This is a genomic window from Chitinivibrionales bacterium (genome assembly GCA_014728215.1).
GTDB lineage: Bacteria > Fibrobacterota > Chitinivibrionia > Chitinivibrionales > WJKA01 > WJKA01.
In genome coordinates, this window is record WJLZ01000161.1 from 1 (window position 1) to 14,913 (window position 14,913).

The 14,913-nt window shown below is 47.3% G+C and carries 14 protein-coding genes and 1 tRNA gene; all 15 read right to left on the reverse strand.

The genetic code is table 11. The features are described from left to right. On the reverse strand, positions 1–141 hold a 141-nt coding region (tuf, locus tag GF401_14205), incomplete at its 3' end, for an elongation factor Tu (GenBank protein MBD3346206.1). A gap of 45 nt (positions 142–186) precedes the next feature. Then, positions 187–2,283 (reverse strand): elongation factor G, encoded by a 2,097-nt coding sequence (gene fusA / locus GF401_14210; protein MBD3346207.1) that lies wholly within the window; start codon positions 2,281–2,283, stop codon positions 187–189. Positions 2,284–2,329: 46 nt separating this feature from the next. After that, positions 2,330–2,800, reverse strand: a complete 471-nt coding sequence (gene rpsG, locus GF401_14215; GenBank protein MBD3346208.1) for a 30S ribosomal protein S7 — start codon at positions 2,798–2,800, stop codon at positions 2,330–2,332. Positions 2,801–2,815: 15 nt separating this feature from the next. Further along, entirely contained in the window at positions 2,816–3,193 is a 378-nt protein-coding gene (locus tag GF401_14220; GenBank protein MBD3346209.1) for a 30S ribosomal protein S12, read from the reverse strand. A gap of 82 nt (positions 3,194–3,275) precedes the next feature. After that, the gene (gene rpoC / locus GF401_14225; GenBank protein MBD3346210.1) at positions 3,276–7,319 is read right to left on the reverse strand and encodes a DNA-directed RNA polymerase subunit beta'; all 4,044 of its coding nucleotides are present in this window, start codon (positions 7,317–7,319) and stop codon (positions 3,276–3,278) included. Between the two features lie 129 nt (positions 7,320–7,448). Beyond that, positions 7,449–11,216, reverse strand: a complete 3,768-nt coding sequence (gene rpoB / locus GF401_14230; protein MBD3346211.1) for a DNA-directed RNA polymerase subunit beta — start codon at positions 11,214–11,216, stop codon at positions 7,449–7,451. Positions 11,217–11,371: 155 nt separating this feature from the next. After that, a complete protein-coding gene (gene rplL, locus GF401_14235; protein ID MBD3346212.1) occupies positions 11,372–11,761 on the reverse strand; it encodes a 50S ribosomal protein L7/L12 in 390 nt (129 codons plus the stop codon). A 63-nt stretch (positions 11,762–11,824) separates the two neighbouring features. Further along, entirely contained in the window at positions 11,825–12,358 is a 534-nt protein-coding gene (gene rplJ, locus GF401_14240) for a 50S ribosomal protein L10 (protein MBD3346213.1), read from the reverse strand. Positions 12,359–12,437: 79 nt separating this feature from the next. Further along, positions 12,438–13,127 carry a 50S ribosomal protein L1 gene (locus tag GF401_14245; GenBank protein MBD3346214.1) on the reverse strand — a complete coding sequence of 230 codons (690 nt, stop codon included), beginning with the start codon at positions 13,125–13,127 and terminating at the stop codon, positions 12,438–12,440. A 49-nt stretch (positions 13,128–13,176) separates the two neighbouring features. Further along, the gene (gene rplK / locus GF401_14250; GenBank protein ID MBD3346215.1) at positions 13,177–13,599 is read right to left on the reverse strand and encodes a 50S ribosomal protein L11; all 423 of its coding nucleotides are present in this window, start codon (positions 13,597–13,599) and stop codon (positions 13,177–13,179) included. A 30-nt stretch (positions 13,600–13,629) separates the two neighbouring features. Then, a complete protein-coding gene (gene nusG / locus GF401_14255; protein ID MBD3346216.1) occupies positions 13,630–14,160 on the reverse strand; it encodes a transcription termination/antitermination factor NusG in 531 nt (176 codons plus the stop codon). A gap of 24 nt (positions 14,161–14,184) precedes the next feature. Beyond that, complete coding sequence (gene secE / locus GF401_14260; GenBank protein ID MBD3346217.1) at positions 14,185–14,370, reverse strand: preprotein translocase subunit SecE; 186 nt, start codon at positions 14,368–14,370, stop codon at positions 14,185–14,187. A gap of 14 nt (positions 14,371–14,384) precedes the next feature. Next, a tRNA-Trp gene (locus GF401_14265) sits at positions 14,385–14,457 on the reverse strand. A 13-nt stretch (positions 14,458–14,470) separates the two neighbouring features. After that, positions 14,471–14,623, reverse strand: coding sequence for a 50S ribosomal protein L33 (gene rpmG, locus GF401_14270; GenBank protein MBD3346218.1), 153 nt, complete (start codon positions 14,621–14,623; stop codon positions 14,471–14,473). Between the two features lie 103 nt (positions 14,624–14,726). Beyond that, positions 14,727–14,913, reverse strand: a 187-nt coding sequence (gene tuf / locus GF401_14275; protein MBD3346219.1) for an elongation factor Tu, incomplete at its 5' end; no start/stop codon positions are given.

Genomic DNA, 14,913 nt, shown 5'->3' on the forward strand with positions numbered 1-14,913 from the left:
AAAGGACCGTATCTCCGAATACCCCTTTGACGCCTGACGCATCGTGATCGCTGCCGTTAATGTCGTCTTACCATGGTCAACATGACCAATAGTACCCACATTAACATGCACCTTCGATCGATCAAATTTTTCCTTCGCCATAGTCAATACCCCTTTTATCGGTGGTAAAATTTGCTTAAATTTTGGTTAATATCTGCCGATTCTTTTTAAGATTTCTGTTTGATACTGCTCGGGCATTATATCGTACCGGCTGAACTGCATCGAATAAACAGCTCTGCCTTGAGTCAGAGAACGTAACGCAGTTGCATATCCAAACATTTCCGATAGTGCCGCTTCAGCATCGACAACCTGGGCATCTTTTCGGGTAGAAATATTTATTACCCTTCCCCGCCGGGAATTTATATCGTTAATCACCGCTCCCATAAAATCGGGCGGTACCACAATCTCGACATTCATTACGGGCTCGAGTAATACCGGTGCGGAATTCTTACAGGCATTATTGAAAGCCGTCGCGGCAGAAATTTTAAAGGCCATCTCAGTAGAATCGTCTTCCCTGAAAACTGCATCGACAAGCCTGACGGTTATTCCCCGCAAGGGATATCCCGACATTACCCCACCGCTGCATGCTTCGAGAACACCATGCCGAATTGCCAACAAAAACCCCTCGGGAAACTCGCTTTCCTTCGAGCGAGCATCGACAAATTCGACATCCTGTGACGGATCGGAAGATTGCACTTCCAACATGACCCGAGCATACTGAGACCTTCCCCCAAGAAGCTGAGAAAATTCATATTCGGCCTTGCCCCGGCCGGTGATCGTCTCACGATAGGTCACCTGCGGCTTTCCAACATGTACCGCAACATTGAACTCACGTATCAGACGATCGATCAGCACTTCAAGATGAAGTTCTCCCATTCCCGCTATGAGACGTTGTCCGGTCTCACTGTCGATAACCACCGAACAGGTGGGGTCTTCATCGGTAAGACTCTCGAGCGCTTTCTGCAGTTTATCCTCATCAACACTGCTTTTAGGCTCGATTGATCGGCGAATAACTGGCGGCGGAAATATCATCTGCTCCAGATAAACCGGATTTTTGCCATCGCACAACGTATCTCCCGTTTTTGAATCTTTTAATCCTACCACCGCTACAATCTGCCCGGCATGTATCTCCCGAAGCTGCTTTCTCCGGTTCGATTTCATCTGGAAGATGCGGCTTATCCGCTCTTTCTTCCCGGTTCGGGGATTCAACAATGCGCTTTTCATATCCGCTTTGCCGGAATAAACTCTGATAAAAGCCAACCTTCCGACATGAGCATCGGATGCTATTTTGAAAACGAGCGCACTGAAGGGTTCACTGCTTGATAATTCTCGAAAAATCTCTTCATGCGTCTCAGGGTTCCGACCTTTTACTCCATCCCGTTCGAGTGGGGAAGGCAAGAAATCGATAATAGCATCCAGGAGTTGCTGCACTCCCTTATTTCGCAAAGCCGAACCACAGATGACTGGACTGATTTTATTCTTCAGCACACCGGCCCGTACAGCGTTTTTAATTTTCTGCTCGGTAATGGCCTCCCCTTCAAGCATTGCCTGCATAAGTTCATCGTTGAAATCACATACTTTCTCAAGCAACGCTTCACGATACTGTCCGGCTTCTTCACTGAGCTCCGACGGGACATCTTTTTCGACCACCTGGGTGCCCAGCGTCTCTTCATCGTAGACATAGGCTTTCAATCCGATCAAATCGATTACCCCCTCAAAGGAGTCTTCCTTGCCGATGGGAAGCTGAAGGGCTACAGGAACTGTGCCAAGCTTGTTTTCCATCATAGTAAGGACGTTGTGAAAATCGGCACCTGTCCGATCCATTTTATTCACGAATGCGATTCGGGGAACGTGGTATTTGTCGGCCTGTCTCCAGACAGTCTCCGATTGAGGTTCTACGCCTCCAACCGAATCGAATACGGCAACTGCGCCATCCAAAACTCTCAAAGAACGTTCGACTTCAATAGTAAAGTCTACATGCCCCGGTGTATCAATAATCGTTATCCGGCGATCTTTCCAATCACAGGTGATCGCCGCTGAGGTGATGGTGATCCCCCGTTCACGCTCCTGTTCCATCCAGTCCATAACCGTATTGCCGTCATGAACTTCTCCCATTCTGTGCACCATACCGGTATAAAACAGAATTCGTTCTGTTGTCGTCGTTTTCCCGGCGTCGATATGAGCCATGATACCGATGTTGCGCACATTGTGAAGATCTAACTCTTTTTTTCCAGGAGAATTCATTCATCACCTTAATTCCATCTATATCCTGATGTAATCTTCTAATCGCTTACCAGCGGAAGTGCGCAAACGCTCTGTTTGCTTCCGCCATCTTGTGCGTATCGACTTTCTTACGAATCGCACCGCCTTCATTACGGTACGCCTGCAACAGCTCGCCTGCCAGCTTTTCCGACATATCCTTTTCGGAACGAGCTTTCGAATAGGTAATCAGCCAGCGGATCGCCAGCGACAAACGACGGTCGGTTGAAACTTCAATCGGTACCTGATAGTTGGCGCCACCCACCCGGCGAGATTTAACTTCAAGAACCGGTTTGACATTATCAACAGCTTTGGTAAACACACTCAGAGAATCCTGATTGGTTTTTTCGCCGACAATATCGAGTGCGTCATAAAAGATTCTCTCGGCCAAGCGTTTTTTACCGCGAGTCATGATACTATTGACAAAGCGTGTCACCAGTATACTGCCGAACTTCGGATCTCCGACTATCTTTCGTTTTTGAGCTCTTCTTCTACGTGCCATATCGTTTATTCCTTATTAAGCCTTTTTGGGACGTTTTGCCCCGTATTTTGAACGACCACCCCGACGGTCTTCAACACCCTGCGTATCAAGGGCGCCCCGAATAACATGGTATCGGACACCGGGAACGTCTTTTACACGACCACCGCGGATAAGAACAATCGAATGCTCCTGCAAATTATGCCCTTCTCCGGGGATATATGCGTTGACTTCCATATGGTTAGTCAAACGAACACGAGCAACTTTCCTCAAAGCCGAGTTCGGCTTTTTGGGAGTTGTCGTGAAAACCCTCGTACATACTCCACGACGTTGCGGGCATTCCTGTAAAGCACGAGATATGTTACGTTTAATCTGTGCTTTTCTCCCTTTTCGGATTAACTGGTTGATCGTCGGCAAAAGTTAACTCCTTAAATTGGCAAAAAAATAAGCTTTCAAGATAATAAATTCCACTATACTAAATCAATACCAAGCTATAGTTTTATTCAATTACTCCGCCCAAATCGAGAAAATCTTCGTTTTCATCGTGTTCTTCCACAGGAATAATATCCGATTCCAAGTCTTTTACCTGTAATCTGCGGTAGTCCCGCAAGCCGGTACCGGCCGGAATAAGGTTACCCATGATCAGATTTTCTTTCAAACCACGGAGATGATCGGTCTTTCCTGCAACAGCTGCCCGGGAAAGGACTTTGGTCGTTTCCTGGAACGAGGCGGCGCTGAGGAACGATTCGGTAGTCAGTGATGCCTTGGTGATACCAAGCAACAGTGGCTTGAACGTTGCCGGTGTTCCGCCTTCGTTGATAATCATTTCATTTTCTTCAAAGAGCCTCTTCCGGTCAACATCATCACCAGCCAAAAATCCGGTTTCACCAGGATTTTCAACCCTGACCTTTTTCAGCATCTGAGTCACAATAACTTCGATATGCTTGTCGTTGATCTGCACACCCTGGAGACGATACACGGCCTGAATTTCATCAAGCAGGTATTTCTGCACGGAATTCTCACCCATAATTCTGAGAATATCATGGGGATCGATAGCGCCTTCACTCAGTCGGTCTCCGGCATTCACCCGGTCTCCTTCATGAACCCGCAGATGTTTTCCAAGTGGAATCAGGTAATCCCGTGCATCACCGGCATCATTCTTGACAACAAGCCTTCTGCTGCCGCGTTCGGTATCACCGAATTCAACAATTCCATCGATTTCGGTAATGACGGCGCTGTCTTTGGGTCGGCGAGCCTCGAATAGCTCTGCAACACGAGGCAGACCACCGGTGATATCGCGGCTCTTTCCGCTCTCCCGCGGAATTTTCACCAAAATATCACCTTCATTGACTTCCTGATTGTTTTTAACCTGCAGATATGATCCGGTCGGCACCGCTATGTTGGCGACCCGCTTACCGGAACTATCGATAATTCTGATATGCGGATGCAGTTTCTTTTCCCGATGATCGACAACCACGGTACTGCTTATTCCGGTCCGCTCATCAAATTGTTCATGGGATGTCTCACCTTCAACAATATCGCTGAACTCGACTTTTCCACCCTTATTTGCCATAATGACATTATTGTAGGGATCCCATTCGAAGAGTACCTGCCCCTTTTTAATATCCTGTTCATTCGATATCTTCAAAAAGGCACCGTAGGGAACATTATATCTGAACCGTTCCCGCTCCTGTTCATCATGAACAGCAAGCTCTCCGGCCCGGTTCATCACCACAGTACCATTTTCGTGTTCGGCCGTTTCGACATTGTGTAAATACACCTTACCGTCGATTTTGGTACTCTCCTGGGACTGGGCGATCAGACGTGATGCCGTACCACCGATATGGAAGGTCCGCAAGGTGAGCTGTGTACCGGGTTCACCGATACTCTGGGCGGCCATTATACCAACCGCTTCGCCAATTTCCACGGCCTTTCCGGTGGCCAGATTCCTGCCGTAACACCGCTTACAAACACCATATCGAGCGTCACAGGTGAGAATGGACCGGATTTTTAGACGATCGATACCCGATTTTTCTATCCGCACCGCAGTATCTTCATCGATTTCGGTATTTGCCGGACAAATCAGCTCTTCGGTAATCGGATCGTAAATATCCTCCTGAGCAACCCGTCCAATTATACGGGTCGAGAGCGATTCCATCAGTTCATCACCTTCCTGCAGCGCCTCAATTTCGATACCCTTGATCGTGTTACAGTCATCCGCCGTAACAACGATATCCTGTACAACGTCAACAAGCCGACGGGTAAGATATCCGGCATCGGCAGTTTTCAGAGCCGTATCGGCCAACCCCTTTCGAGCTCCATGGGTCGAGATAAAATACTCAAGGACCGTCAAGCCGTCCTTGAAGTTTGAAATAATCGGATTTTCGATAATTTCACCAACAGAACCGGTAATCTTCTTCTGCGGTTTCTGCATTAATCCACGCATACCGGCAAGCTGCTTTATCTGGTCTTTACTTCCCCGAGCACCGGAATCTTTCATAATATATACAGGATTAAACCCATCCTTGTCCTGCGCAAGAGCATCATCCATAACGTCTGCAACCATATTGGTTGTATGGGTCCAGAGGTCGATGATCTTGTTATAGCGCTCACCTTCGGTAATAATACCGCGGTCGTACTGTTTCCGGATGCGTTTGACTTCTTCAACTGAACTATTGACAATTTCATCTTTTTCCGGCGGAACGACAAGGTCTTCGGCACCGAATGTTATTCCAGCACGAGTTGCATACTCGTAACCGAGATCTTTGATATCGTCGAGAAATTTGCAGGCGGCTTTGTTACCCTTTTCCATAATAACCCGTGCCGCCAGTTTCTGAATTCTCTTTTTATTCAACAGCTCATTACTGAAGGGAATTCCTTCGGGAAGGACACCGTTGAAAATAATCCGTCCGGCCGTTGTTTCGATTTTCTGTCCGTCGTGACGAACGTTGATTTTTGCGTGCAGACCAATCTGCTTGCTTTCGAGCGCATGAATGACTTCGCTGGCATCGGAAAAATATCTGTTTTCACCTTTTTTCCCGGGTGCCATTTTAGTCATATAGTAAATACCCAGCACGATATCCTGCGAAGGCACCATAATCGGCTGCCCGGACGCCGGACTGAGGAGGTTATTTGCACTCAACATGAGCAGACGGCACTCTATCTGCGATTCGAAAGAAAGCGGCACATGCACGGCCATCTGGTCACCGTCGAAATCGGCATTGAATGCCGCACATACCAATGGGTGAAGCCTGATAGCCTTACCCTCAACCAGTACCGGGAAGAAGGCCTGAATACCGAGCCGGTGAAGTGTCGGTGCACGGTTAAGGAGTACCGGATGGTCTCGAATAACTTCTTCGAGAATATCCCATACTTCGGGCCGCTCCTTTTCAACAAATTTTTTGGCGCTTTTGACAGTCTGGACCAGCCCTTTTTCTTCAAGTTTCTGAATCACAAAGGGTTTGAACAATTCGAGGGCCATCATTTTCGACAGGCCACACTGATGAATTTTCAGTTCGGGGCCGACCACAATGACCGATCGTCCAGAATAGTCTACCCGTTTTCCGAGCAGATTTTGCCGGAACCGTCCCTGCTTTCCCTTGAGAAGGTCACTCAACGATTTCAAGGGACGTTTTCCTTCACCCTTGACCGAGAATGACCGTCTGCCGTTATCGAAGAGCGTATCGACCGCTTCCTGAAGCATCCGCATTTCATTCCGCAGAATAACATCGGGCGCCATAATTTCAATGAGTTTCTTCAGACGGTTGTTACGGTTAATCACCCGGCGGTACAGATCGTTAAGGTCGGATGTTGCAAACCGGCCGCCTTCGAGCGGGACCAGTGGGCGAAGGTCGGGAGGAAGCACCGGCAGCCCACGCATAACCATGTCCTCCGGCCTGTTACCGGATTTCAGAAAGGCTTCGGCAACCCGGAGACGTTTGAGATGGTCCTGTTTTCTCTGTTCCGACGACTCGATGTTTATTTTCGAACGTAAATCGATTGACAGTTCTTCAACATCAAGCGTGGCAAGCATTTCAAGAACCGCTTCACCGCCCATTTTGGCAACAAACTGTTTACCCTGCTCTTCGAGTTCGATATAATCGTCTTCACTGAGCAGCGTCCCTTTCCGGAGATCGGTATCACCCGGATCGATAACAATATAGGATTCGTAATAGACGACTCTTTCGAGAACCGTATTGGGCAATCCTAAGAGATAACTGACATGTGAAGGGGTACCTCTGAGAAACCATATGTGAACAATAGGGACCGCAAGTTCGATGTGTCCCATTCTTTCACGACGTACCTTTGAATGCGTTACTTCAACCCCGCACCGGTCACAAACGACGCCCCGGTACCGGATTCTCTTGTATTTCCCACAATTACATTCCCAATTACGCACAGGCCCGAATATTTTTTCGCAAAATAGACCGTCACGTTCAGGTTTGAAGGAGCGATAGTTGATTGTTTCGGGCTTTTTTACTTCTCCATACGACCAGTTGCGAATTGTATCGGGAGAGGCAAGACGGATTGTCACCTCGTTAATTTCAAAACCATTGCTGTCAGCACGTGCATTGGGAGTAGCCACAGGGTACCCTCCTTCCCCAAAAGGATTTATATTGGAATAGGGTCTTTTTCATAATCATGTTCGTTTCAATTTCCCTTTTATTGAGTACTACATTTCTTCGTTGGTGTCAAACTGTATATCGATAGCCAGTGCCTTGATTTCCCGGATCAGAACTTTGAATGATTCGGGCACACCGGGCATCGGAGCATTTTCACCCTTGACAATAGACTCATAGATTTTCGACCGTCCTGAAAGATCGTCACTCTTAACGGTCAATACCTGCTGCAGCGTGTACGCAGCGCCGTATGCTTCAAGAGCCCAAACTTCCATTTCACCAAAACGCTGTCCGCCGAACTGTGATTTACCACCAAGCGGCTGCTGTGTTACCAGTGAGTAGGGACCGATAGAACGGGCGTGAATCTTGTCATCTACCAGGTGACACAATTTCAACATATACAGTGGTCCAACTGTCACTTCATGGTCAAACGATTCACCGGTACGGCCGTCCCGGAGACGTACTTTTCCGTTTGAGGGCAACTCGGCACTTCCGAGCATGTCGAGCACGTCGCTATAATTGGCGCCGTCAAATACGGGAGTAGCAATTTTCACACCGAGCTTCTCAGCTGCCCAACCCATATGGGCTTCGAGAATCTGTCCGATGTTCATACGTGACGGCACACCGAGCGGGTTAAGAATAATTTCAACCGGAGAACCGTCGGGCATAAAGGGAAGATCTTCCAGAGGAACTATCTTGGAAATTACCCCCTTGTTACCGTGGCGGCCCGCCATTTTATCACCCACCGAAAGCTTCCGCTTCTTGGCCACATAGACCTTTACAAGCTGAAGAACACCCGGTTTGAGCTCGTCTCCCCGCACGACCTTGTCGATTTCCTTATCAAGCTTGTCTTCAAGCTTTGCGATAAGATCGTTTGCAGTAAACAGAACCTGCACAGCCTTCTTATCACGATCGGGATCGTTACACATACCTTCATCGACATTCAAACTCGACAAATCGAGCTTCTGAATCATGGTCTTCCGCCATTTCTTTCCTTCAGGAACGACGACTTCGCCGGTATGTATGTTCTTGATTTCTTTCGTAGTGGTATCGGTCAAAAGCTGCGTCATTTTGGAAACACAGGCTTCCTGAATCTCCATAATCTGTTTACTGATCGTGCTTTTGATTTCATCGATGCGCTTTTTATCTTTTTTCTTTGACCGTTTGTCACGTTCTTTTCGAGAGTAAATATGCGTATCAATGACAATACCTTTGAGTCCGGGAGGTGCCTTGAGTGACGAATCGCGAACATCACCGGCCTTCTCGCCGAATATTGCGCGCAACAGCCGTTCTTCAGGCGAAAGCTCTGTTTCACCCTTTGGAGTCACTTTACCAACAAGGATATCCCCGGCTTCAACCTCGGTACCGACTCTGACAACACCGTTTTCATCGAGATTTTTCAGCGCATCTTCACTGACATTGGGAATTTCCCTGGTAAGTTCTTCGGGTCCCCGTTTGGTATCCCGGACCTCGGTTTCAAAGACTTCGATATGTACCGAGGTATAAATATCTTCGGCAACAAGTTTTTCGGAGACGATGATAGCATCTTCAAAATTATAGCCACGCCAGGGCATGAAGGCAACAATGACATTCCGTCCGAGCGCAAGCTCACCTTCCGCCGTAGCATGACCGTCGGCAAGAACATCTCCCGGTTTGACCTTCTGTCCGGCCTGAACACAGATATTCTGATTGATACAGGTATCCTGGTTCGAACGCTGGAATTTGGTCAGCTCGTAAGTCCGGTATTCGGTCAGCTCTAAAATGCTGTCATCGGCATTTTCCTTGGTCTTTTTGACAACGATCTTTGCAGCATCGACTTTTTCAATGACACCGGTGCAATCACAGATAATCATGCATCCGGAATCCTGCGCCGCACGGGCTTCCATACCGGTACCCACCAGCGGTGATTCGGTCGAGATCAATGGAACCGCCTGTCGCTGCATATTGGAGCCCATCAAAGCACGGTTGGCATCGTCGTGCTCGAGGAAGGGAATCAATCCGGCAGCAACCGAAACGAGCTGCATGGGAGAGATATCCATATAAGTAATGTCTTTCGGCGAAACAAGCGGAAAATCACCGCGATACCGGGCAAAGACCAGGGATTCTCTTATATTACCGTTGCCGTCAACCGGTGTATTCGCCTGAGCGATTATGTACTTGTCTTCCTGATCGGCAGTCAGGTATTCGACATTACCGGTAATCCGGCCGTCTTCCACCTTCTGATAGGGTGTTTCGATAAACCCGAATTCATTTACCCGTGCAAAAGTACTCAGTGATGCGATCAGTCCGATGTTGGGACCTTCAGGGGTCTCAATCGGACAGAGTCGGCCATAGTGAGTATGGTGAACGTCACGGACTTCAAAGCCGGCCCGTTCCCGTGTCAATCCGCCCGGTCCCAGAGCACTGACCCGTCGTTTATGGGTAAGCTCGGCAAGGGGGTTTGTCTGATCGAGGAACTGAGAAAGCTGACTCGAACCGAAAAAGGCCTGCACAACAGTAGAGACAGTCCGGGCATTGATCAGATCCTGGGGTGTAACATTTTCCACATCCCGCAAGCTGAGCCGTTCTTTGATAGTCCGAACCATTCTGGTCAGACCGACAGTAAACTGGGCGGTGAGGAGTTCGCCGACAGAACGTACACGGCGATTACCGAGATGATCGATATCATCGATAAACCCGACTCCTGCACTCAAGCCGATCATATATTTGAACGCCGCAACAAAGTCTTCACGGGTTAGAATATTCGCTTCTGTTTCAGCCTCGACTCCCAGACGGGTGTTAACACGGTACCGTCCCACAGAACCCAGATCGTACCGTTTTTCATCGAAAAACATCCGGGTAATCAGGTTACGGGCCGTTTCAACATTGGGTGGATCGCCCGGCCGCATTGTGGCATAAATATAGAATAAGGCTTCTTCTTCGGATTTCGTGGGATCCCCAAGCACCGTATTCCGGGCAATCATATTCTCGGGATTGGCGACATCCTTGAGTATATCGATAGAACCGATATTGTTCTCGATCAGGGCATTCCATTTTTCTTCGGTTACGACTTCATTGGCATCGATAACAATTTCGCCCGATTCTTCGTTGAAGGCTACTTTTGATACTACGGAACCAAGGACTTTTTCTTTATTCGAATCATTCACCTTCACCGATTCGGAGTCGTGGAACAGCGCAAGGATTTCTTCATCGGTAGAAAAACCAAGGGCACGCAGAAGAATCGATGCCGGCATCTTTTTCCGCCGGTCGATATTAACTATCAAGACATCGTCGACATCAAGAATAAGTTCAACCCAGGAACCTCGCTGGGGAATAATCCGTGCGGTCAACAGTTTTTTGCCGTTAGGATGAAGGACTTCATCGAAAGTAATACCCGGCGAACGGTGCAACTGACTGACAATAACACGTTCGGCGCCGTTGATGACAAATGTTCCCCGTTCAGTCATGAGGGGGATTTCGCCAATGTAGACCTCATTGGATATTTTTTCAATAAACTTTTTCGTCTCACCGTCCTGTTCGTAAACAAGCAACGATGCATCCATTTTCAACGGAGCGGCATAGGTCATGCCTCGTTCTTTACATTCACTGAGAGTGTACTTCGGCACCCCCAGACGATATCCGTCAAATTCAAGCGAATAATACCCTTTTACATCATGAACCGGAAAGAGATTGCGAAAAGCTTCCTGCAACCCCTGGTTCTTTCGAAGGCGAGATGGCACATCCGGCTGGAGAAATTCACTATATGACTTAGTCTGAATTTCTAAAAGGTTCGGCAGGTCCATTATGGCCTGTATTTGAGAATACGATTTACGTTTTACCATTTGGCAGTTCCTCTATAATTACAAAATGATTGAGGATTTATGGTTAATTGAACAGCATTCACCTGCGGGTATAAAATAGGGAACAGCTTTCAGCACTCTTTGCTGCTGAAACACTATTTTTGTACCCCAAGGTTGAATTAAGGACCACCGCAAATCTATTTGATCTCTACGCCAGCGCCTACTTCTTCTAATTGTTTCTTGATTTTGTCGGCCTCATCCTGAGCAATAGCTTCCTTGACCGGCTTTGGAGCGCCTTCAACAAGGTCCTTTGCCTCTTTGAGTCCGAGACCGGTGATTGCACGAACGACTTTGATCACCTGAATTTTCTTTGCTCCAATATCTTTGAGCACAACATCAAATTCAGTTTTTTCTTCGGCTGCAGCTTCACCTCCGGCTGCCGGTGCAGCAGGACCTGCAGCAACTGCCATCGGCGCAGCAGCTTTGACATCGAATTTGTCTTCGATTGCAGAGATAAGATCGGAAAGCTCGAGCACGGTCTTGTTACCTATGGCGTCGATGATCTCTTCATTTGTTAAGGTAGCCACAATTAACCTCCTGTAAAATTTAAAAAGTAATTAAATTATTCTTATTTAGTTTTCAAATCCTGATTATTTTGCCTCTTCTTCTTTTTTCTTTCGTACAGCATCCAGTGTACCGGCAAACTTCACCAGAATTCCATTCAGCGCGCCGGCCAGATTGGTCGTTGGCGCCTTCAAACACGACAGCAGTTGGGAAAGAAGAACTTCTCTGCTTGGAATATCCGCCAACCGTGCAACATCGGCAGTTTCGAAAAGGTTTTGATTGATACTGGCAACCTTGACCTCAAGCAGGCCCTTATTTGCTTTTTTGAATTCTTTTATAATTTTTGCAGGCGCAGTCGGATCATCTGCGGCAAAGGCCACACCGATCGGTCCTTTCAGATAGGGAATAAGATTTTCTTTTCCCAACTGCTCCAGAGCGATCCGGGCCAGGGAATTTTTCACTATCCCGTATTGAACACCCTTTTCTCTGAAATCCGATCTCAGTTGAGTAATTTTTTCGACATTAATCCCGGTATAATTGGTGAGATAAATGCCGGAGGCCTGCTCGAACCGATTTTTCAGGTTTTCAATCGCTTTTGTTCTCTCTGCTCGTGTAGACATCGTCTTTCCTTTTGATAAAAGCTCAGCCCCGGGATAAAAACCGGAGCATGCATTTTGATCGAAAATAGTGTGATTTCAATTAACGTAAATCATTTACATCAATGCGAACGCCTTGCCCCATGGTACTGCTGAGGACAACTTTTTTGATATACTGTCCCTTTGCAGCCTGAGGTTTCGCTTTCAGAACCGCATCATACAGGGCTTTTATATTTTCAGCAAGCTGTGGTGTATCAAAGGCCAGTTTTCCCACCGGTGCGTGAAGAATACCGCCTTTATCCACTCTGAACTTGGCTTTACCTTTTTTCAGTTCAGAAACTGTCTTTCCGATATCCATGGTGACTGTTCCGATTTTGGGATTGGGCATAAGCCCCCGCGTACCGAGGATTTTCCCCAGTTTCCCGACAACTTTCATCATGTCGGGAGTAGCGACAACAGCGTCGAACTCGAGCCATCCACCGGTAATTTTCTCGGCCATATCTTCTGCCCCAACATAATCGGCTCCGGCATCCTGTGCTTCCTGTGCTTTCTCACCCTGAACAAAGGCGAGCACTCTGACGGTTTTTCCCAGGCCGTTCGGCAGGAGAGCCGATCCCCTGACCACCTGGTCGCTTTTTCTCGGATCGACACCAAGCATCACTGTGACATCGACTGTTTCATTGAATTTGATGTGGGAATTCGCTTTCAGGAACTCGATGGCTTCGGCAAGAGAATACTCTTTCGCTTTATCCAGCTTTGACCGTGCGCTCTCCCACTTTTTACTTCTGTTCATCTGCTTTGAACTCCTCTAATCCGTTGTGGTAATTGCGAACACACAATTATCAGGCGACTTTCACTCCCATACTTCGGGCAGTGCCTTCTATCATGCGCATCGCCGCATCAATGTCGGCGGCGTTTAGATCTTTCATTTTCAGTTCGGCAATACTTCGGATCTTGTCCCTGGTGATATTTCCTACAAATTCTTTATTGGGAACTCCCGATCCTTTTTTAATACCGATTTCTTTGAGAATCAGTACCGATGCCGGGGGCGTTTTGGTAATAAAAGTAAACGACCGGTCGGCATAAACAGTAATGACTACCGGGGTAATCATTCCCTGGGCATCTTTTGTTTTTGCATTAAACGACTTGCAAAACTCCATGATGTTGACCCCGTGCTGTCCCAGGGCAGGACCAACAGGAGGCGCAGGATTTGCCTTCCCGCCCGGAATCTGCAATTTGATTTGTGCGATAACTTTCTTTGCCAATGCAGTGTACTCCTTTAATAATCAGACTACTCAACTGAGTGAACTTACATGCGCAAAATCGACCTCAACCGGCGTCGACCTCCCAAAGACACTCACCATCACTTTTATCTTTCCCTTTTCGGGGTGGATTTCATCAACAACACCGTCAAAATCCTTAAAAGGCCCTTCCTTGATCTTGATCGTGTCACCAATCTGAAAGGGAATTTCGGAAATTTCCTGCTGTGTTCCTTTTTCGGTCTGCCCCAGAATACGCCTGATTTCTTCTTCACGAAGCGGCTGGGGTCTCTTTTGCCCTACAAACCCGGTAACTCCACTAATATTGTGGATCAGGTGCATCGTCTCCTTATCAAGCTCCATCTCGACAAGAAGATAGCTGGGGAAAAACTTTTTTGTTGTTTTGAGCTTTTTCCCACCCTTTACCTGAACAACATCCTGGGTCGGCATTAAAACATTGGTTATCTTGCCACCAGCTTCTTTTGTTTCAATCAGGTCCTGAATTATCTGCAGAACTTTTGATTCCTGTCCCGAGTAGGTATGGACCGCATACCATCGAGTTGCCATGCGCAATCCTTTTACACTATAGTTTTACATACTTAAAAAAATGTTCAGCACTCGACTGAGTGCAAGATCAAATGCCTTTACGCATATTGCTACGATAATACTCAATACCGATACCAGAACGGTAGCACTAATAAGTTCATCACGGCTCGGCCAGCTGACCTTACTCATTTCAACACGAACATCTTTTAAGTACTGAATAAATTTTTTCATAATATTTGCAATCGCAGGCCTGGAGGGACTCGAACCCCCAACCAATGGTTTTGGAGACCACTACTCTACCAATTGAGCTACAGACCTGTATTATTTCAGATTATCGCATTTCCTTATGCATGGTTCGCTTCTGTTCAGCAGGACAGTATTTCTTGAATTCCACACGTCCGGAATGCTTCCGTTTATTTTTTGTTGTCGTGTAATTGCGCCTCTTGCACGATGTACACTCCAGTTTAATTTTATCTCTCGGCATTTGCTTTCCTGATTTTTAGGTGTTGTGTTGCCTGTAAAGACAGCATTACTCTACCTCTACACCAACAGTAATTTTATTACAATACAATAGATAGACTGTATTCCTACTCAATAATATCTGTTACAACACCGGCGCCAACCGTCCGTCCGCCTTCACGGATCGCAAAGCGGAGCTCTTTCTCCATCGCAATCGGCGCTATCAATTCAACTTCCAACGATGCATTGTCTCCCGGCATGATCATCTCAACACCTTCGCCAAGCTGAATCGAACCGGTAACGTCGGTAGTGCGG

Bases quoted from the DNA above. Each gene is read 5' to 3' on its own strand.
- rpsG (MBD3346208.1), bottom strand. From the start codon at position 2,800: ATGGCACGTAGAAGAAGAGCTCAAAAACGAAAGATAGTCGGAGATCCG.
- rplJ (MBD3346213.1), bottom strand. From the start codon at position 12,358: ATGTCTACACGAGCAGAGAGAACAAAAGCGATTGAAAACCTGAAAAAT.
- secE (MBD3346217.1), bottom strand. From the start codon at position 14,370: ATGAAAAAATTTATTCAGTACTTAAAAGATGTTCGTGTTGAAATGAGT.
- fusA (MBD3346207.1), bottom strand. From the start codon at position 2,283: ATGAATTCTCCTGGAAAAAAAGAGTTAGATCTTCACAATGTGCGCAAC.
- nusG (MBD3346216.1), bottom strand. From the start codon at position 14,160: ATGGCAACTCGATGGTATGCGGTCCATACCTACTCGGGACAGGAATCA.
- GF401_14245 (MBD3346214.1), bottom strand. From the start codon at position 13,127: ATGAACAGAAGTAAAAAGTGGGAGAGCGCACGGTCAAAGCTGGATAAA.
- rpmG (MBD3346218.1), bottom strand. From the start codon at position 14,623: ATGCCGAGAGATAAAATTAAACTGGAGTGTACATCGTGCAAGAGGCGC.
- rpoB (MBD3346211.1), bottom strand. From the start codon at position 11,216: ATGGTAAAACGTAAATCGTATTCTCAAATACAGGCCATAATGGACCTG.